Origin of the sequence: Arenibacter nanhaiticus, from assembly GCF_900141935.1 — a bacterium.
Lineage (GTDB): Bacteria > Bacteroidota > Bacteroidia > Flavobacteriales > Flavobacteriaceae > Arenibacter > Arenibacter nanhaiticus.
This window is the reverse complement of record NZ_FQYX01000041.1, coordinates 1-19,953: the sequence shown is the minus strand read 5'-3', so window position 1 is coordinate 19,953 and position 19,953 is coordinate 1. Positions and strand designations below refer to the sequence as shown.

General features: G+C 37.5%; 15 protein-coding genes and 1 pseudogene. 12 read left to right on the top strand and 4 right to left on the bottom strand.

Annotated features, from left to right (window positions below; all coding sequences use genetic code 11):
• Nucleotides 1-169: 169 nt before the first annotated feature.
• Nucleotides 170-1,477, bottom strand: a complete 1,308-nt coding sequence (locus tag BUA16_RS16655) for a phenylacetate--CoA ligase family protein (RefSeq protein WP_072765868.1) — start codon at nt 1,475-1,477, stop codon at nt 170-172.
• 921 nt (nt 1,478-2,398) lie between these two features.
• On the opposite strand from BUA16_RS16655, the pseudogene BUA16_RS16650 reads away from it, so the two are divergent.
• From BUA16_RS16650 to BUA16_RS16635, 4 genes and pseudogenes are all read left to right on the top strand, one after another.
• A pseudogene (locus tag BUA16_RS16650) lies at nt 2,399-4,621 on the top strand (nitric-oxide reductase large subunit); the annotation flags it as partial.
• A 54-nt stretch (nt 4,622-4,675) separates the two neighbouring features.
• Nucleotides 4,676-5,407: an iron-sulfur cluster repair di-iron protein gene (gene ric, locus BUA16_RS19015; RefSeq protein ID WP_317045403.1), complete on the top strand. Its 732-nt coding sequence runs from the start codon at nt 4,676-4,678 to the stop codon at nt 5,405-5,407.
• A gap of 532 nt (nt 5,408-5,939) precedes the next feature.
• Nucleotides 5,940-7,862, top strand: a complete 1,923-nt coding sequence (locus tag BUA16_RS16640) for a DUF294 nucleotidyltransferase-like domain-containing protein (RefSeq protein ID WP_072765867.1) — start codon at nt 5,940-5,942, stop codon at nt 7,860-7,862.
• Nucleotides 7,859-8,533 (top strand): 3'-5' exonuclease, encoded by a 675-nt coding sequence (locus BUA16_RS16635; protein ID WP_072765866.1) that lies wholly within the window; start codon nt 7,859-7,861, stop codon nt 8,531-8,533. Before BUA16_RS16640 ends, BUA16_RS16635 begins: the two co-directional genes overlap by 4 nt.
• A gap of 103 nt (nt 8,534-8,636) precedes the next feature.
• Here BUA16_RS16635 and BUA16_RS16630 read toward each other — a convergent pair whose 3' ends face one another.
• Complete coding sequence (locus tag BUA16_RS16630; protein ID WP_072765865.1) at nt 8,637-9,590, bottom strand: phosphoribosylaminoimidazolesuccinocarboxamide synthase; 954 nt, start codon at nt 9,588-9,590, stop codon at nt 8,637-8,639.
• Nucleotides 9,591-9,594: 4 nt separating this feature from the next.
• A complete protein-coding gene (locus BUA16_RS16625; protein ID WP_072765864.1) occupies nt 9,595-10,548 on the bottom strand; it encodes a PhoH family protein in 954 nt (317 codons plus the stop codon).
• A gap of 127 nt (nt 10,549-10,675) precedes the next feature.
• On the opposite strand from BUA16_RS16625, the gene BUA16_RS16620 reads away from it, so the two are divergent.
• The 5 genes from BUA16_RS16620 to dnaN all read left to right on the top strand — a co-directional run bounded on the left by BUA16_RS16620 (nt 10,676) and on the right by dnaN (nt 15,479).
• Complete coding sequence (locus BUA16_RS16620) at nt 10,676-11,506, top strand: SAM hydrolase/SAM-dependent halogenase family protein (RefSeq protein ID WP_072765863.1); 831 nt, start codon at nt 10,676-10,678, stop codon at nt 11,504-11,506.
• Nucleotides 11,507-11,803, top strand: a complete 297-nt coding sequence (locus BUA16_RS16615) for a putative quinol monooxygenase (protein ID WP_072765862.1) — start codon at nt 11,507-11,509, stop codon at nt 11,801-11,803.
• A gap of 9 nt (nt 11,804-11,812) precedes the next feature.
• Nucleotides 11,813-12,544 carry a gliding motility-associated ABC transporter permease subunit GldF gene (gldF, locus tag BUA16_RS18750; RefSeq protein ID WP_072765861.1) on the top strand — a complete coding sequence of 244 codons (732 nt, stop codon included), beginning with the start codon at nt 11,813-11,815 and terminating at the stop codon, nt 12,542-12,544.
• Nucleotides 12,544-14,208 (top strand): gliding motility-associated ABC transporter substrate-binding protein GldG, encoded by a 1,665-nt coding sequence (gene gldG / locus BUA16_RS16605; protein ID WP_072765860.1) that lies wholly within the window; start codon nt 12,544-12,546, stop codon nt 14,206-14,208. Before gldF ends, gldG begins: the two co-directional genes overlap by 1 nt.
• A gap of 152 nt (nt 14,209-14,360) precedes the next feature.
• The gene (gene dnaN, locus BUA16_RS16600; protein ID WP_072765859.1) at nt 14,361-15,479 is read left to right on the top strand and encodes a DNA polymerase III subunit beta; all 1,119 of its coding nucleotides are present in this window, start codon (nt 14,361-14,363) and stop codon (nt 15,477-15,479) included.
• Between the two features lie 254 nt (nt 15,480-15,733).
• On the opposite strand, the gene BUA16_RS16595 is transcribed toward dnaN, so the two are convergent.
• Nucleotides 15,734-16,075, bottom strand: coding sequence for a DUF4870 domain-containing protein (locus BUA16_RS16595; protein WP_072765858.1), 342 nt, complete (start codon nt 16,073-16,075; stop codon nt 15,734-15,736).
• 226 nt (nt 16,076-16,301) lie between these two features.
• Here BUA16_RS16595 and mnmE point away from each other — a divergent pair, with 226 nt between their 5' ends.
• The 3 genes from mnmE (at nt 16,302) to BUA16_RS16580 (ending at nt 19,783) form a co-directional block, all read left to right on the top strand.
• Nucleotides 16,302-17,699 (top strand): tRNA uridine-5-carboxymethylaminomethyl(34) synthesis GTPase MnmE, encoded by a 1,398-nt coding sequence (gene mnmE / locus BUA16_RS16590; protein ID WP_072765875.1) that lies wholly within the window; start codon nt 16,302-16,304, stop codon nt 17,697-17,699.
• Between the two features lie 180 nt (nt 17,700-17,879).
• Nucleotides 17,880-19,034 (top strand): site-specific integrase, encoded by a 1,155-nt coding sequence (locus BUA16_RS16585; protein WP_072765857.1) that lies wholly within the window; start codon nt 17,880-17,882, stop codon nt 19,032-19,034.
• A 245-nt stretch (nt 19,035-19,279) separates the two neighbouring features.
• Nucleotides 19,280-19,783, top strand: coding sequence for a hypothetical protein (locus tag BUA16_RS16580; protein WP_072765856.1), 504 nt, complete (start codon nt 19,280-19,282; stop codon nt 19,781-19,783).
• Nucleotides 19,784-19,953: the final 170 nt, after the last annotated feature.

The following is a 19,953-nucleotide window of genomic DNA, read 5'->3' as shown; positions in this document are numbered from 1 at the left end:
AAGGGCTATATTTAGATTTGGTTAACCGTAAATTAATTCTATTTATGTAAAGTTTAAAACCGAATGATAAATTAACTCCAATATTTATTGACTTAAAGCTAAGATAAAGAGGTTATATCTTATGAAACTATGACCGATTCTTTCTTAGTCTCTCTAGAAAAGTGTTTAATTAAGTATCGATCTGGCTATTTGTATTCATAACCTTCTTCCTTTTTCCCGAGGAGAGTTCTGGAATCTCATTAACATATTCAATAGAGATTTCTGCATTTGTTCCTAACATCGCTTTAAAATTTTTGATCAATTTTTCACTGTAAATAAATTCCTTGTGGATATTTAGCTTAATGAGGTATTCTTTTTTTCCTATTTGTATAAATTGATATTGTTTGATTAGGTGGTTATATTTATCCATAACTGGATAAACACAATAGGAAGAAATTAAATCTCCAGCAGTATTATAAATCAAATCCATTTTTCGGCCTTCAACACATGTAAGAACTCGCTCATTATCAATCAATTCCATTACTCCAATATCTCCGGTATCATAACGTATTAGAGGCATACTGTAGTTAAAAAGATCGGTAACAATAATCCTCCCCACCTCGCCAGCTTTAACAGGTATGTCTTTGTCCATATGAAATATTTCGACTATGTAGCTTGCCCAATTGATATGAAAATATTTATTGTCATCGGTCTTTTGCTGGGCAATAATACCTTGCTCCTCATTCGAATACCTTGAAACAATAGGGGCGTTAAAATATTTTTCAATAGATTTTTTAGTATAGTCGTTTAATGCCTCTGAATTAGCAATTATTGATTTTATATTAATATCTAAGTTTTTTAAATTATTCCTATCTATATACTTACATAAAGTTTCAAGGGAAGATGCAATAGCAATAATACACTTTGGGGAATTATCCCTTCGAAGTTCATTTAACAGATCGTTCACAAAACCATCTGTCATTTTTGAAATATTTACTTTGACTATATTTTGGAGAAGTCTCTTTAACTCACTTTTTTGCTCCCCGTTCCAAAGCCTTAAATAATATAGCCTATCCCCAATGTTATATCCAACATTATTAAAAAAGTACAAGGTATCAGCTATGTTTCTACTTCTTTTGTCCTGATTTATAAATAGTAAAAATGGAATTCCCGTGGATCCACTGGTAGATACTTTACACAATTCTTTTGTTCGAAACTTATTGGATTTAAAACTATCAAAATTATTCTGAACCAAATCTTTTCCAATAATTGGCAACCTTGTAAAATTAACTTGTTCATATTTGGAATAAAAGGGTACCGTTCTAATGGAGTGGTCCAACAATTCCTCCAATAATCTATTTCTTTTGTCTACGGCCCTTTCAGAAAATGGATTTTGCATTATTTCTGAAACCTCCTGATAATGTCTTCTAATGTTACCTCCCTTGATAGTATCAATGGTCCAAAATCCAATTCTTCTAATAGTACTTCCAATTGCCATTGATAGGATATGCATTTTAACGTTATTATAAATTTAAATAACTTTTTCACGTGAGCAAAGGCATTATGGCTAAGTTTATTAGCGAAATTTGGTCGTTATCTAAAATTGTTAAAAATATTAACGGTTTGAGTTTAACCCATTGCCCTGTTTTGTTTAATTCAGATAAATTAATAATCAAAAAAGTAGAGCTTATTAACCCGCTATTACACTTATATATCCGTTTATTCCTACTAACATTTTAGTATCATCCTCCACAAAATTCATTTTGTTTTCTTATTATAGATTTTTAAAAGGCCATTTTTAAAATAGGCTGATATACCTGATTTGAATAGCTTATCGCCTGCTGATGGCTTAAAAAACAACTGATAAAAAATACTTTTTCCGAATGGGTTGTCGAGTTCCTAGAGCACTTCCCTCCTTTGCCGGTCTCGCTCTTTGCTAAATCCATTGCCCAGCTTCGGGGATTCCGCCGTGATCCCTAACGCAAAAAACAAACTCCGAACAAGCATCGACTTAGGCAATCCATGCATAGGTTGGCCGGACTCTTTCTAGCTTTTATCCTAAAAACATAAAACGCCACTCTCCTATTAAAACAACCTCCCCATTGAGCCCTAAAAAATCATATCATAACAAGTTACGACCGGTTTGTGAAATCTCTATTTTATTTCGGACAATAATGTCTTAAATTAAAAAATATAATATATTTGCCCTATCAATTAAAGACAAAAAAAGGATTTTAATTACAAACTTAAGGGTAACCTACCCATTGTCCTAAAACCTAACCAAGGCATAAGACAGGCCTTATGAACTAAATACCATTGACTAATTAATTAAAATCTGATGCGAAACCTTTAAAATGTTTAAAAAAAATTACCTAAAAAAAGGACACTTTTGTCCGAATTTATTAATGAACACATACTTATGAAGAGAGAAAGAAAACTATGGCTTGGATTTGCAGCGGTAATCCTGCTGTCCTTTGGGATATTAGGCTATTATGGATTTGAAATTTACCAGGAATCCCCACCGATACCCGAAAAAGTTATATCGGCCGATAACGAAGTTGTTTTTACAGGGAACGACATCAAAGAAGGTCAAAATATCTGGCAGAGTATTGGCGGTCAGGAAGTGGGATCGATATGGGGGCACGGCGCTTATGTAGCACCTGATTGGACAGCAGATTGGCTTCACAGAGAAGCTATATTTATACTTAATGGATATGCACAATCCGACTTCAAAAAAAATTACGAAGAAATAACCAAAGAACAACAGGCTGCATTAAAGGTAAGGCTTCAAAAAAATCTTAGAACGAACACCTTTGATAAAGAAAGCAATACGCTTACTATAACAGAAGAGCGATTAGCAGCTTTTCATTATTTAAGCAACTATTACAAAGGCTTGTTTACAGACAACCCTAACTTCGATAAACTACGGTCAGATTATGCTATCCCTAAAAACACCATTAAAAGTGAAGCCAGGATGCAAAAAATGAATGCATTTTTTTTCTGGGCAACTTGGGCAACCGTAACGGAAAGACCTGGCGAGGCAGTTTCCTATACTCACAACTGGCCCTCGGATAAATTAGTGGGAAACACTCCAACCACAAGCCTGTATACATGGTCTGGCGTAAGCATTATACTGTTGATCTTATGCATTGGAATCCTTGTTTTTTACCATGTAAGGTCTGGGGAAGAAGAAAATATACCTCCCCCATCCGAAGATCCTTTGTTAAAGCAAGGAATAACACCTTCAATGCATTTAATCAAAAAATATTTTTGGGTGGTAAGCCTATTAATGGTCGTCCAAATGTTACTAGGTATTGTAACGGCCCATTATGGTGTTGAAGGCGATGGGTTTTACCGTATTCCGCTAGATCAGATCCTCCCCTACTCGGTCACCCGTACTTGGCATACACAACTAGCCATCTTTTGGATTGCCACGGCTTGGCTAGCAACCGGATTATATATTGCTCCGGCAGTATTTGGCAAGGACCCAAAATTTCAAAAATTTGGAGTAAACTTTCTATTTGTTGCCTTGTTGATCATTGTTGTAGGGTCTATGTTCGGCCAATGGCTTGGAGTGATGCAAAAGCTCGATGTGATTGAAAACTTTTGGTTTGGACACCAAGGCTATGAATACGTGGATTTAGGTAGATTTTGGCAAATATTTCTACTGGTTGGATTATTTCTATGGCTGGCATTGATGGTTCGACCACTGCTACCGGTCATAAAAAAGAAAACAGCAGAAAAAAACCTCATCATAATGTTTTTAATCTCCTGTACGGCCATAGCCTTGTTTTACGCAGCGGGATTAATGTGGGGCAGGCAAACCAATCTGGCCATAGCCGAATACTGGCGATGGTGGGTTGTTCACCTATGGGTAGAAGGATTTTTTGAAGTATTTGCCACAGTAGTGATCGCTTTTCTATTTGTAAGATTAGGTCTTTTAAAAACAAAGACCGCTACTGCAAACGTGCTATTTACCACTATTATCTTTATGACTGGGGGTATTTTAGGCACCTTTCACCACCTTTATTTTTCTGGAACGCCTACGGCTATAATGGCCTTAGGAGCAACATTCAGTGCCCTCGAAATTGTACCGCTTACCCTTATCGGATATGAAGCTTATCATAATTATAAACTATCTAAAGCAACAAAATGGTTAGAAGAGTACAAATGGCCTATATATTTTATGGTTGCAGTGGCTTTTTGGAATTTTTTAGGGGCGGGCATATTTGGCTTTATAATTAACCCACCCATAGCCCTGTACTATGTGCAAGGATTAAATACAACCCCACTTCACGGTCATACTGCCCTATTTGGTGTTTATGGCATGTTAGGTATTGGACTTATGTTATTTGTGCTAAGAAGCTTGTACCGCAATGTTTCTTGGAATGAAAAAATCCTAAAAATAACCTTCTGGTCACTTAACATTGGGCTTTTGGCAATGGCATTACTGAGCCTTTTGCCTATCGGCATATGGCAAGCCTTGGAAAGTATGGAACAAGGTATGTGGTATGCCCGTTCTGCAGAACTGATGCAGCACCCCACAATGGTTATATTGAAATGGATGAGATCTATTGGCGACATCATTTTTGCAGTCGGAATAGTAACTACTTGTTGGTTTGTATTTGATTTGACCTTAAAAAATAAAATCGTTGGTCTGGTAACTGTTAGACTTGAAACCCAAGGTAAAACGCAAGTGGGTCAGTTAGTGGCCCAAAACTATAGAACAGCAGCAATTTTTTCTAAATATGATATTGATTTCTGTTGCAAAGGAGAAAAAACCATTGACGAAGTTTGCCTAAAAAAAGGCATTGATACGGAGCACCTCCAAGAGCGTTTAAATGAAGTATTGAACACTACCGATAGCCAAGACATCGATTATCAGTCATGGTCACTCTATCTATTAGCAAACCATATTGAAAACACACATCATCAATATGTGAGAAGAAACATTCCGACGCTTCTAAAATACCTTAACAAACTCTGTAATGTCCATGGACGCCGTCACTCCGAACTTTACGAGATCAATGATCTTTTTAAAGAAACTGCCACACATCTAAAACATCATATGGCCATGGAAGAAACCATTCTCTTCCCGATTGTCAGAAAAATGACCAAAAATATAGAAGCCGATATTAACCTAGCGCTCCCTAATTTTGGTAATGTCGACAACCCCATTTCCAAGATGATGCAAGAACATGACAATGAAGGAGAAAACTTTAAAAAAATCGCAACACTCTCCAATAATTTCACGCCTCCAAAAGATGCTTGTACTACCTATAAGGTTGCCTTTTCATTGCTCAAGGAGTTTGAAGCGGATTTACTTTTACATATCCATTTGGAGAATACTATATTGTTTCCAAAGGCAATAGCAATAGAAAAGGGAATTGTTGGGAATGAAAATCTAGCTTTCAACTCTAATAATTAAGCTATAAATAAACAATCGTACAATTTAGATACAACACCCGATGCGCATTCTTCACATCGGGTGTTTTTTATTGATTTTGTCGCTAAAAAATCCATAATACTATTGATCCAATTTAATACTTTCCAAGAATTATTATTGGCACTTTTTTCTACAAAAACGACCTCATACAACTTTGATTACCAAAGAGTATTTTATCCTATTGTTCTGTTTCAGAACGCTTAATATCCGTCATAGCTATTCTACCTTGTTCCTTAGAACTAGTAACAATTGGCATACCATCATAGAACACACCTCCCCAACCGACTTCCTAAAGCGCTGCATATCGAATCATCCCCAAAAAACCTTCCTTAACCTCAAAAAACAATAGTATCTTCCACCACAGATTTCATTTTATTTTCTTTTATCGAATTTTTTAAAAAGGTAACTTTAACCAAAAATTATAGGTTTATAAAAGGCCGATCTTTAAATAGGTTGATGTGCCTGAATAAAATAGCTTATTGCCTGTTGATGGTTTAAAACAATACAACTGATGATGAAAAATACTATTTCCGAAAGGGTTGCCGATTTTCTGGAACATTTCCCTCCTTTTAACGAGTTAGCGCAGGATCAATTAGCGACGCTTTCTAAGGAAATCACCATCATTTACAAGGAAAAGGACAATGTCATTTTTTCGGAAAACGATCCACCACACACCAGTTTTTACGTTGTACATAAAGGTGCTGTAGCCCTTAAAAGAGGTGAAAAAATGGATATTTTGGACATGTGCGACGAAGGCGATATTTTTGGTCTTAGACCTCTAATAGCGCTCGAAAATTATAAGATGACTGCCCAAGCCCATGAAGAGACCATCCTTTACGCCATACCTATACACATCTTTAAACCTTATGCGCGGGAAAACAAAGAGGTGGGGAATTTTTTAATAGAGAGTTTTGCCTCCAATACCCGTAACCCTTATTCCAAAAGCCATAGGGGTAAATTGTATGAAGAAATCCCCAATTTAGGCCCTATCACTCCAGAAGCTCAGCTCTTTGACCTACAACCAGTTAAGTATTCTAAAAAACTAATAAGCTGTTCGGCAACAACCTCGGCAAAAGAGATCGCTGAAAAAATGACCGAAAAAAAAGTTGGGGCAATGTTGGTCGTAGAGAACAAACTTCCGATTGGTATTATTACCGACAAGGACTTACGTAACAATATTGTTACCGGTAAATATCCGATTACCACGGAAGCATCTAAAATTATGGTCTCCCCGGTCATTACGTATGCAAAAAGCATGACCATTACCCAGGCCCAAATAGCCATGATGAAGAGCAGCATCAGCCATTTGTGTATTACCAAGGACGGCACCCCCAACTCCAAAGCTATTGGTATACTGTCTAAACACGACCTAATGGTTGCCATAGGTAATAACCCGGCCGTGTTAATCAAAGCCATTCAGCGTGCTAAGAAGGTAAAAAACATTCGAAATATCCGCAAAAGCATCACCCACTTGTTAGGGGCATATTTGGGACAAAACATTCCTTTAACACTGACCTCTAAAATAATATCTGAGCTCAACGATGCCTGTATAAAACGGGTCATCCAAATGGCGCTGGACAAGATGCCCGAGAAACCGCCGGTAGCCTTTGCATGGCTCTCCCTTGGAAGTCAGGGGCGCAATGAGCAATTATTACAAACCGATCAGGACAATGCCCTGGTTTTTCAGAATGTTCCAGAGGAGAAAATGGAAGAAACCACGGCCTATTTCCTAGAATTATCAAAAATCATCAATAAAGGGCTGTTCGAGATTGGATATGAATACTGTCCGGCAGAAATGATGGCTTCCAACCCTAATTGGTGCCTGAGTTTAGATCAATGGAAAAAAGCCATTACCCAATGGGTTACCAATCCAGGAGCAGATGAAATACTACTTTCGTCTATCTTTTTTGATTACAACCTCACCTATGGCGATATTACTTTGGTGAACCAACTCTCTGATTATATCTTTGAAATCACCCAGAAATATCCGATTTTTTTCCTTCATCTTGCCAGTGGGGCACTCCAAAATCCGTCTCCAACTGGCTTCTTTAGACAACTATTGGTAGAACAAGACGGAGAGCATAAGGATTTTTTCGATCTAAAAAGAAGAGCGCTTATGCCACTTACCGATGCCGCAAGGGTCTTGATTTTATCCCATTCTGTAAAATCCATAAACAACACACCTGGGCGATACGAAAAATTGGCGGAGCTAGAACCCAACAATGAAGAAATATTTATGGCCTGCTCCTTTGCCACAAAAGCCTTATTAAAATTCCGTACCAAACAAGGATTATTACACAACGATTCGGGAAGATATATTGCCATTGACAAACTAACAAAGGAGGATAAAGTAAAACTGAAGAGGACTTTTAAAACTATCAAGGAAATCCAGGAACTTTTAACAGTGAGATTCAAGATATCAAATATTTTAAGATGATAAAATTCTTTAAAAAAAGACCACCAGCAAACCTCCCAGATTTCTGGAAGACCTATGAAAATTGCTTTCTAGAAAAGCAACCAGAGGAGGTTAATTCGGTTAGGTTTGTAGTTTTAGATACAGAAACCACTGGGTTTGACTATATCCATGATAGAATATTATCTATTGGGGCCCTTAACCTAATCAACAAACACATTGCCATAAACCAAAGCCTCGAGCTATATCTTATTCAAGATCATTACAATGCCGAAACTGCAAAAATACACGGAATTTTAAAGAACGGCAGAGGAACCGAATGTATCACCGAGATTGAAGCTTTAAAACAATTCTTGGCCTTTGTGGGCAACGCCGTAATCATAGCACATCATACCATTTTCGATATTAACATGATTAATCAGGCCTTGGAAAGGCATCAACTTCCGAAATTACTTAACAAGACATTGGACACCTCCACACTGTATAAAAAAACCTTGCTTACCTCTAATGTCTTTAAAAAGAAAGACCATTACTCCTTGGATGATTTGGCCGAAAAATTCGATATTTCCATGAAAGACCGTCATACGGCTATTGGTGACGCCTATATTACGGCCATTGCCTTTCTAAAGATTTGGACTCGCTTAAAAAGCAAGGGACCGTTAAAATTAAAAGATTTATTAAAATTAGGTTCCTAAACACAAAAAAGAATGGCAATGCCATCCTTTTTTGTTTGTTTTAGCAAACCTCTCCTAAATAGCTATATCAAATAGACATTTAAGCAAAATCCCGAAACGATATTTATTTTCCGTTTAAGTGAGAAAGCACATTGGTTTCTATCCTTCTTTGAATATCGGAAATATCGGCTTTTACGAATTTCTCACCGGTAATATTTTCATATAGTTCTATATAACGTTCCGAAACACTGGTGATGTATTCATCGGTCATTTCTGGAACTGTCTGCCCTTCTAAGCCTTGAAAATTATTGCTGATCAACCACTGACGGACGAACTCCTTGGACAACTGCTTTTGAGCCTCGCCCTTGGCTTGTCTTTCCTGATATCCATCGGCATAAAAATAACGCGAAGAATCCGGGGTATGGATTTCGTCTATCAGTACTATTTTACCGTCTGAAGTCTTTCCAAATTCATATTTCGTATCTACCAAAATCAACCCTCTTTTAGCGGCAATTTCGGTACCTCTTTGAAATAAGGCTTTGGTGTACTCTTCAAGAATCAAGTAATCTTCTTCGGAAACGATTCCGCGTTTTAAAATATCTTCCCTAGAAATATCTTCATCATGGTCGCCCATTTCTGCTTTGGTAGCAGGAGTTAGTATTGGTTCTGGGAATTTATCGTTTTCCTTCATTCCTTCGGGCATTGCAACACCGCACAATACTCTTTTGCCTGCCTTATATTCCCTTGCAGCATGTCCGGACATATATCCACGGATAACCATTTCTACCTTAAACGGCTCACAAGCGTATCCAACCGCAACGTTAGGGTCTGGAGTAGCAGTTAACCAGTTAGGAACAATGTCAGCGGTATCGGCCATCATTTTGGTCGCAATCTGATTCAGAATTTGTCCCTTGTAAGGAATACCCTTGGGCATCACCACATCAAAGGCAGAAAGCCTATCGGTAGCTACCATTACCAAAACATCATTTTCCAGACGGTATACCTCCCTTACTTTTCCTTTATACACCTCTTGCTGTCCTGGAAAATTAAAATTTGTGTCAATTATTGTATTACTCATTTACTCAATTATTATGCTCTATACTTTTGTAAGCTGCTATTACTTTTTTAACTAATTTATGTCTGATAACGTCCTTATCGTCCAGATAAATAATTCCAATTCCGTCTACATTTTGCAACACCAATAAGGCCTCCTTTAAACCAGAAACCGCCCTTCTCGGCAAATCTATCTGCCCAGGATCTCCATTGATTAAAAATTTGGCATTTTTCCCCATACGGGTTAGGAACATCTTCATTTGTGCGTGGGTCGTATTTTGCGCTTCATCTAGAATAACAAAGGCATTGTCCAAAGTCCGCCCTCTCATAAATGCCATTGGGGCAATTTGAATGATGCCGTTCTCTATATAATGTGCCAGTTTCTCTGGGGCTATCATATCTCTTAGGGCATCGTATAAAGGCTGCATATACGGATCTAGTTTTTCCTTGAGATCTCCAGGCAAAAACCCTAGATTTTCTCCTGCCTCTACTGCAGGTCTGGTTAATATAATACGTTTTACCTGCTTTTCTTTTAAGGCCTTTACGGCCAAGGCAACTCCGGTATAGGTTTTTCCTGTCCCAGCCGGACCTACTGCAAAAACCATATCGCTTACCCTAGAGGCATCAACAAGCTTTCTTTGATTTGCCGTTTGAGCTCTAATAAGCCTACCACTAACGCCATGGACCAAAACCTCTCCACTGGCTGCCGAAGCGGTAAAATCTTCCTCCCCATTACTCGCCAACAAACGTTCTATACTATTCTCGTCTAACTTATTATATTTATTATAATGAGCTGTCAACATATCAAAGCGAAGATCAAATTCCTCTAAAAGGTCTTCGTCCCCATATACTTTAATCTTATTTCCCCTGGCAACAATTTTAAGTTTGGGGAAGAACTTTTTTATTAAATCTATGTTTTCATTATTTTGCCCAAAAAAATCTCTCGGGCTAATGTCTGTAAGCTCTATGACAAGTTCGTTCAATGAATATTTGTATTTAATTGTTAGACATAAAATATATATTTTGACACGCTGTTTTTTTATGTAATTTTGTTCAACAAACTTAAGTAAAAAACAACTTACCTAACTAAAAATATATCAACAGTTTTCTATGGCTATAATTACTTTAACTACTGATTTTGGACATAAAGACCATTTTGTAGGCGCCATAAAAGGAACAATATATAAGGAGTTACCAGATGCTAAAATTGTTGATATTTCTCATGATGTTTCTCCCTTCAATATACAAGAATGTGCCTATATATTAAAGAATTCTTATAAAAACTTTCCGGAGGGCAGTATACATATCGTAGGGGTAGACTCGGAATTGAGTCCCGAAAATCAGCACATTGCCGTTTTGGTAGACAATCATTACTTTATCATGGCCAATAATGGGGTGATTGGTTTGATCATCTCAGAAATTGTGCCCGAAAAAATCGTCGAAATCCAATTGCCAGATTCCGTGGATGGACCTTTTCCGGTGATGGAGGTCTTTGTAAAGGCGGCAAGCCATATCGCAAGAGGGGGAACTTTAGAAGTTATAGGCCGCCCCTTTAACAAACTTAAAGATCTAAAGGACTTTAGTGCGAGAATTACCAATAATGGCGATTCTATCTCAGGAAGCGTTATCTATATTGACAATTATGGCAATGTGGTGACCAATATCCAAAAAAGCATGTTTAACGTTCACGGAAACGGAAGAGAATTTGAATTGTTGGCTCGGAATAAAAAAATAAAAGCGATCTATAACAAGTATAGCGATATTGTCAATTTTGAGCTCGATAAAAGCCAGCGTAAAGCCCCCGGCGAATTGTTGGCCCTTTTTAATTCTTCCGGATATATAGAAATTGCCATTTACAAAAGTGATTTAAATACCGTTGGTGGTGCCTCTACCCTTTTGGGACTCGATTATAGGGATACCATTACCATAAATTTCTTTTAAATGCTGATAAGAATTGTAAAATTAAGCTTCAAGAAGGAAAATATTAAAAAATTTGAAGTAATTTTCGATACAAATAAACACTTGATTCGACAGGTCACCGGGTGTAATTTTTTGGAATTGTACCAGGACTCGGAAGATTCGAGCTTGTTTTTCACCTATAGCTATTGGGATAGCCAGGCGGATTTGGACAATTACAGGAATTCTGATTTTTTTAAAAAGCAATGGTCACAAACAAAACCTTTGTTTTCAGAAAAACCAGTGGCTTGGAGCCTGATAAAAAAAGAAACACTCAAGTAACTTTAAAGCATGCTAGCTATATTTAAAAGGGAAATTCAATCCTACTTAACATCGCCCATAGGATATTTGGTTATTGGGTTATATCTTACCTTAAACGGTTTGTTCCTTTGGGTATTCAAAGGGCCGTTCAATATTTTTGAATATGGTTTTGCCGATTTGGACAATTTTTTTCTGCTGTCCCCCTGGATTTTTCTTTTTTTAATTCCGGCGATAACCATGAAAAGTTTTTCGGAAGAAAAAAAACTAGGCACTTTAGAGTTATTGTTCATTAAACCTATTGGAATAGGGGAAATGGTTTTTGGCAAATTCCTTGGGGCTTTTGTCTTAACCATAATAGCTATGCTACCTACCCTACTCTATGTGCATACCATTTCTGAACTAGGAACAACCATTGGAAATTTGGATATGGGCGCTATACGGGGCTCTTATTTTGGTCTTTTATTCCTCATAGCTACCTATACCGCTATAGGCCTGTTTGCTTCTACCCTGTCTGAAAACCAAATTGTAGCCTTCCTTATTGCCATGATTTTGTCATTTCTGATATTTTATGGTTTTGAGGGATTAGCGAGCCTTTCGGCAGATGGAGCTTTACAGCTACTACTACAGCCATTAGGTATGAAAACACATTATGACAACCTTGCCAGAGGAGTGATCGATACCAGAGATATCATTTATTTTTCTAGTCTAAGCCTGTTTTTTATTTTCCTTACCACTGTTCAACTTAAAAACCAAAATAGGTAATGAAGAAAAAGTATGTATCTATTATAAAGGTAGTGGCAATATTAATTGTGGTGAATATTCTGGCTTCTTTTTTTCATGCTAGATTAGATCTGACAGAAGACAAGCGATACACCCTAACCGCATCCTCTCTTCAATCCGTCCAAAGGTTTGACAGCCCCGTAATTATCGATATTCTTTTAGGTGGCAACCTACCGGCAGAATTTATAAAGTTAAAAACAGAAACCCAGCAATTATTGCAGGAGTTTTCGTCAGAAAACAATAACATCAAATTCAATTTTGTAAACCCACTCGAAGAAGAAGCCTCCGTAAACAACATTATTTCCGATTTACAAGGAATGGGGTTAACCCCCGTGAATGTCACCATAGACCATCAAGGCAAAGTATCCCAGGAAATATTGTTTCCCTGGGCATTGGTGAATTACAATAGTACCACCATTAAAGTTCCGCTCTTAAAGAATAAAATAGGCGCTACCACCGAACAAAGGGTAAACAATTCTGTACAACATTTAGAATATGCTTTTGCCAATGCCTTTACCAAACTAAACATTACCCAAAAAAAGCGGGTTGCCATTATAAAAGGAAACGGCGAATTGGAGGATATTTACTTGGCCGACTTTTTAACGGAGATAAGGGAGTATTACAATATTGGCGCCATTACTTTGGATTCTGTTGCAAAAAACCCAGAAAAGGTACTAGAGCAGTTAAATGGTTTTGACGCGGCTATTATTGCCAAGCCCACGATAGCTTTTACAGAAGCAGAAAAGTATATTCTCGACCAATATATGGTACAAGGAGGAAAATCTTTATGGCTTGTTGATGGGGCTGTTATGGAAATGGATAGTTTATACAATGAAAAAGGTGCTGCCTTTGCCGTTCCAAGAGATGTGAATCTAGACGATCTTTTCTTTAAATACGGTATCCGTATTAACCCTGTGTTGGTCAACGACCTATATTTTACCCAAATTGTAATCGCTTCCGGCGAAGGCAATGATTCACAATACAATCCCGTTCCCTGGTATTACCATCCCATGGTATTTTCCAAGAACAACCATCCTATAAATAATAATATAGAAGCCCTAAGGTTACAATTCCCTAGCAGTATAGACACCCTGGCCAATGGGTATAAAAAGCAAATACTCTTACAAAGCTCGCCCCTATCCAAAGAAGAAGGGCTGCCCAAGGAAATACGATTAGACATTATTAACACCCCTCCAATTAAGGAAACTTACCAGCAAGGAAACAAACCTTTGGCAGTATTAATTGAAGGGGAATTTACATCGGCCTACTCCAACAGAATTAAACCGATAAAATTAAAGGATCCCATAGAAAAAGGAAGTCAAAATAAAATGATCGTTATTGCAGATGGCGACCTAATAAAAAACCAAGTTAGTAACAAAAGACCTCTAGAACTTGGTTATGACCGGTGGACCAATAATTTTTATGGCAACAAGGAATTCCTGATAAATAGCCTAAATTACCTCTTGGACGAAACCGGACTTATAAACATTCGGAATAAAAAAGTAGCAATCCCATTCCTGGATGAGGAAAAAATAAATGACCAAAAAAATAAATGGCAGTTGATTAATATTGGCCTCCCATTGATTTTGACCTTGATTTGTGGATTGATAATTGGCAATATTCGAAAGAAAAAATACGGCCATTAAGTGTTAATAAGTTTGTTTCCTTGAAAAGGACATTTAAAATATCTTTGTTTTGATAGAGATTCAAGGAATTTTACAAAATAGAGCGGTTATTAACCAACCGTTCTTTATATTTAATTTTATAATCATGGGGTTCCTTAAAAAACAATAAACGAATGAAATTTATAGTATCTAGCACCTATTTACTTAAACAGCTTCAAGTTTTAGGAGGCGTTATCAACAACAGTAACACCTTACCTATTCTGGATAATTTCCTTTTCGATCTAAAGCAGAATCAACTTAAGGTATCTGCTTCGGATTTGGAGACAACCATGAGCTCTATCTTAGATGTGGACTCCAATAGCGAGGGCGTTATCGCAGTTCCTGCAAGACTTTTGTTAGAAATCTTAAAGACTTTTCCGGAACAACCATTGACTTTTATTGTAGAAGACAACAACACCGTAGAGATCAGCTCTAACCACGGTAAATACGCCTTGGCCTATGCCGATGGCGCAGAGTTTCCAAAGGCCATAGAACTTTCTAACCCTACTTCTACCACCCTTGAAGGCGATATCTTGGCCACCGCTATTAATAAAACGATTTTTGCTGCCGGAAACGATGATTTAAGACCTGTAATGAGCGGCGTCTTTTTTCAGTTTTCTCCAGAAAATTTAACTTTTGTTGCTACCGATGCCCATAAATTGGTGAAATACCAACGTACCGATGTATCGGCCTCACAAGTAGCCGAATTTATTATGCCTAAAAAACCATTGAACCTTTTAAAGGGTATTTTAGGCGGTAGCGAAACAGATGTGGTTATTGAATACAATGAAAGCAATGCTAAGTTTAGCTTTGAAAACACGGTATTAATATGTAGGCTTATAGATGGAAAATACCCTAACTATGAAGCTGTTATCCCAAAAGAAAACCCGAACAAACTGGCAATTTCACGCAACCAGATCTTAAGTTCTGTAAGAAGAGTATCTATTTTCTCTAACAAGACTACTCATCAGATCCGATTAAAAATTGCAGGAGCCGAATTAAACATTTCTGCAGAAGATATCGATTACAGTAACAAGGCCGAAGAGCGTTTAACCTGTTCTTACCAAGGAGACGATATGCAAATCGGATTCAACTCTAGGTTTTTGGTAGAGATGCTGAACAACCTTACTTCTGACGATGTGCAATTAGAAATGAGCCTTCCTAACAGAGCGGGTATCCTAACCCCTGTTGATGGCTTGGACGAAGGAGAAAACGTTACCATGTTGGTAATGCCGGTGATGCTCAACAATTAAAATAACCATTTTTTTATAGAAAAAGCCGCGTTGTATGATACAGTGCGGCTTTTTTATGGAATCCTTTCTCCTATGAACTAGTATGGTGTTTTGGGCGTTCCCTCCTGCGTCGGTCGGGCCCTTGTCTATATCCCTTGCGCTGCTGCGGGGATGCCGCCGCGGTCCCTAACGCAAAATATAGATAGTCATTTAAAGCAAATTCCCTATTGAAAAATAGAGCGGCTTACAAGAATTCCTCTTTTGGAATAAAACCGTTATAGAATAAACTTTATACTTAAAGGATATTTTGGGTTTTCACCACTAGAAACTTTTACGGCATTGACAATTGGAAATACCAAACACATGATCCCCACGGCAATAAGTCCGATAAATCCGGCGCCACAAAATAATATAAAAGGAATACTAATAATCGCATAGAGAAACATGCTCAATTGAAAATTGATGATAGACTTCCCATTTTCATCCATTCCCATAATGGTATCGCGTTTTGTAAGCCATATCACAAGTGGCACTATAAACCCTCCAAAACCGGTTACCAAATCTAATAACTGACTTAAATGGGTCAATACCAATAATTGATTATTCTGTTCCTTCATCACTTTTCTCGTATTTTAAGATCCTTTAAAATGAATATATTTATTAGACTATAAAGTAAGCCTAATGTTACATAAAATACAAAACGAACATTGTTTTAAAGACTAATCATTTCTATTTCAGAGATTATATAGAACAACGGCCAGTCGTATTCTTGGGAGATTGTTTTTTAAAGGAACCTTTGTGTTCGGAAATTTATATATTGTATTTTTACACCAATTAAAAGATATGACCCCCAACGACAACATTATAGCATTAGCCACCCCTTCTGGGGCCGGAGCCATAGCGGTAATCCGTATTTCAGGAAAATCGGCCATCGCCTTGGCTGCGCCTTTTTTTAAATCGGTTCGAGGAAAAGATTTAGCAAAACAAAAAACCCATACCATTCATCTAGGCCACATTGTGGAAAACGATAGAATCTTGGATGAAGTATTGGTCTCAGTTTTTCAAGGACCAAATTCCTATACAGGAGAAGATGTAGTAGAAATATCCTGTCATGGGTCACCTTATATACAACAACAAATAATTCAGCTGTTCTTGCGAAATGGCTGTAGGACCGCTGATGCTGGTGAATTTACCCTAAGAGCCTTTTTAAATGGCAAACTAGACCTTAGTCAGGCCGAAGCAGTAGCAGATCTGATTGCCTCTGACAATGAGGCAAGCCACCAAATCGCCATGCAACAAATGAGAGGTGGGTTCAGTAACGAGATTAAAAAATTACGCGACGAACTGCTTAATTTTGCTTCCCTGATAGAATTGGAACTCGATTTTGCAGAAGAAGACGTAGAGTTTGCCGACAGGAGTCAGTTTAAAGACCTACTGCGTAGAATTCAGGAAGTACTAAAAAGACTAATCGACTCTTTTGCCGTCGGGAACGTGATAAAGAACGGTATTCCGATTGCTATTGTTGGGGAGCCCAACGTTGGTAAATCTACCTTATTAAATGCACTGCTAAACGAAGAACGAGCCATCGTCAGTGCTATTGCCGGAACCACTAGAGATACCATAGAAGATGAAATTTCTATAGGCGGAATTGGGTTTAGGTTTATAGATACTGCAGGGATTAGAGATACCAAAGATGTGGTAGAAAGCATAGGAATAAAGAAAACCTTCGAAAAAATAGAACAGTCACAAGTAGTTATATTTATGTTGGACGGTTCTTCGGTACTAAAGCCAGAATTTGATATCGAAAAACTAAAGGTTGAACTCGAAAAAATAAAGAATAAATACCCACAAAAACCCTTGTTGATATTAGGGAACAAGGCCGATTTGATAAGCGCTCAGGAGCAAGATTCGCTCCACCAGCAAATCCCTAACCTACATTTTATTTCGGCCAAAACAGGTGAAGGCGTAGAAACCCTAAAAGAACGGTTGTTAGAATTTGTCAATACAGGAGCCCTTCGCAACAACGAAACCATCGTTACCAATACCAGACACTACAACTCCCTATTAAAGGCATTGGAAGAGGTAGAAAGGGTACAATTTGGCATGGACGAGGATACCCCCGCCGATTTACTGGCCATAGACATTCGCCAGGCACTATTTCATTTTGGTGAGATCACCGGAGAGATCACTAGTGACGATTTACTAGGGAATATATTTGCTAATTTCTGTATCGGGAAATAGACATTCATTTTATTTGAAATCATATAACACCATTTAATTGTAAGTGTCTGAAAATCAATTATTTGTTAATAACTTTAAGAGTTTTACTTTCTTATAGTTATTTATTTTTTGTACTTTTTTACATCTCAATTACACCTCGCAATAATTTATTACACCTGAGGTGTAAAAAATGCACCTCGTATGAAAGTCCATCTCAGAAAGAAAAAGCTAAAAAGCGGAATGTCTAGCCTATATATTGAATACTATAAAGGACATAGATTAACTCCGGAAGGAAAAACAAAACATCTAAGGGATTTTGAATATCTAGAGCTCTATCTCACAACCGATCCCAAGACCGATGCTGAAATAAAGAAAAACAAGGAAACCTTGGAGCTTGCTGAACAAATACTGACAATAAGAAAGGCTGAAGTCTATCAGGGGAAGTATGACCTTAAAAACGACACCAAAGGAAAAGTTAGTTTATTAGACTTTTATTTTCAGAAGAAAGAGGAACGCTACCAGTCCAAAGGCAATTATGACAATTGGGATGCTGCACAGAAACATCTAGAAGCCTATTGCTCCCCTACCATAACTTTTGACGATATTGATGTCGATTTTATTAAAGGTTATAAGAAATACCTGGATACCGTTGCTGTTACACAGAGCAAAAAGAAGTTATCCCAAAACACCAAAAATACGTACTACAATAAATTTAAGGCTTGTTTAAATGCCGCTTTTGAAGAAGGGTACCTAAAGGAGAACCTCATTAAGAAGGTTAAAGGTTTTACAGCGGGAGAGTCTACCCGAGAATACCTCACCTCCGATGAACTTCAAAAACTATCCAAGACCCCCTGCCCTATTCCTTTATTAAAACGCGCCTTTCTCTTTTCCTCCTTATCGGGGATACGTTGGTCTGATATTAATAAGCTAAAGTGGTCCGAGGTCCGGGATGAGGGTACCGATAATTCCGGGAATTTTATATTCCGTATTGTCTTTCAGCAAAAGAAAACTGAAGGGGTGGAATACTTATATATCTCACAACAGGCTAGGGAGCTTTTAGGGGAACGTAAAGGTCCCCATGACCGAGTATTCAAAGGCCTCCGTTATAGTGCCCATATGAACCTCCAACTCCTCCGTTGGTGTATGTTTGCCGGCATTAATAAGCACATCACCTTTCATTCCGCCAGGCATACCAATGCAGTGTTATTATTGGAAAATGGCGCGGATATCTATACCGTTTCCAAACGTCTGGGACACCGTGAAATACGAACTACGGAGATCTATGCCAAAATCATAGACAAAAAAATGAAGGAAGCCGCGAACTTACTTCCTAAGTTGAATTTGGATTTGTTGTAACACTCATCTAAGGTTTAAATATCACTTGACTTATAGAGTAAGGTTCTAAATTCTAAGCGATTTTCAGGCTCCGCCAATTCATTTCCCGACGACTCCATCTGGTTATAAACATCTGACTGTTAATTATTATACAATAATCACCTGGATATTTTGGGAAATAAGGTTTATGTTAGTTGACGATAAAATGGGGATATAGCAACTTGTTGTTATATTAATATGTTGTGTTTAATTTAAAACAACCGAACATGGGCAAGGAGAAAGGCGTTTTGCATATTAAACTGTTTGAATTTCTTTTAAAGAAAAACAAATCATTCGGATATGTTCAAATAAAGGATTTTCTATTAGCAAATTTCGAGGACGAAGAAAACTTTAAGGACAGATTAAGAATGAAACACTTTTTAGACTTTTTGGAATCTGAGAATTATATCGAGAAAAAGCCTTTTGAACAGTACGGAATTTGGCTGATTACAGATGCGGGACATAAAATAACTCGGAATGAAATATCATCAATAGTCAGAATCAAACCTAAAGCAGTTGACATTTATAAATCCTATAAGAAAACGCGATTTGATAAAAATGTAAGCAGAATAAGTGTGTTTTTTGGAGCGGTAGCTTTTGTTTTGTCAATTTACACACTAAAAAAACCGTCAACTGAACAGTATGATACATTAAACAAAAAAGTTGACTCAATAATAAAAGTTATGCCCCAAAAGCCAAAATTAGAAAAGTCAGCCCATTTAGAAAATTAAGAAAAATCCATAGGTAAGTATAATAACGGTCATTGGATTTATAATCTGACATCTGAATAAAAACTAAACACAATCGAGTGGATGGCTCCGCCATCTAATGACGGAGTGCACCCCTCACACCACCGTACGTACGGGTCTCGTATACGGCGGTTCGATAATGAAACTTAACG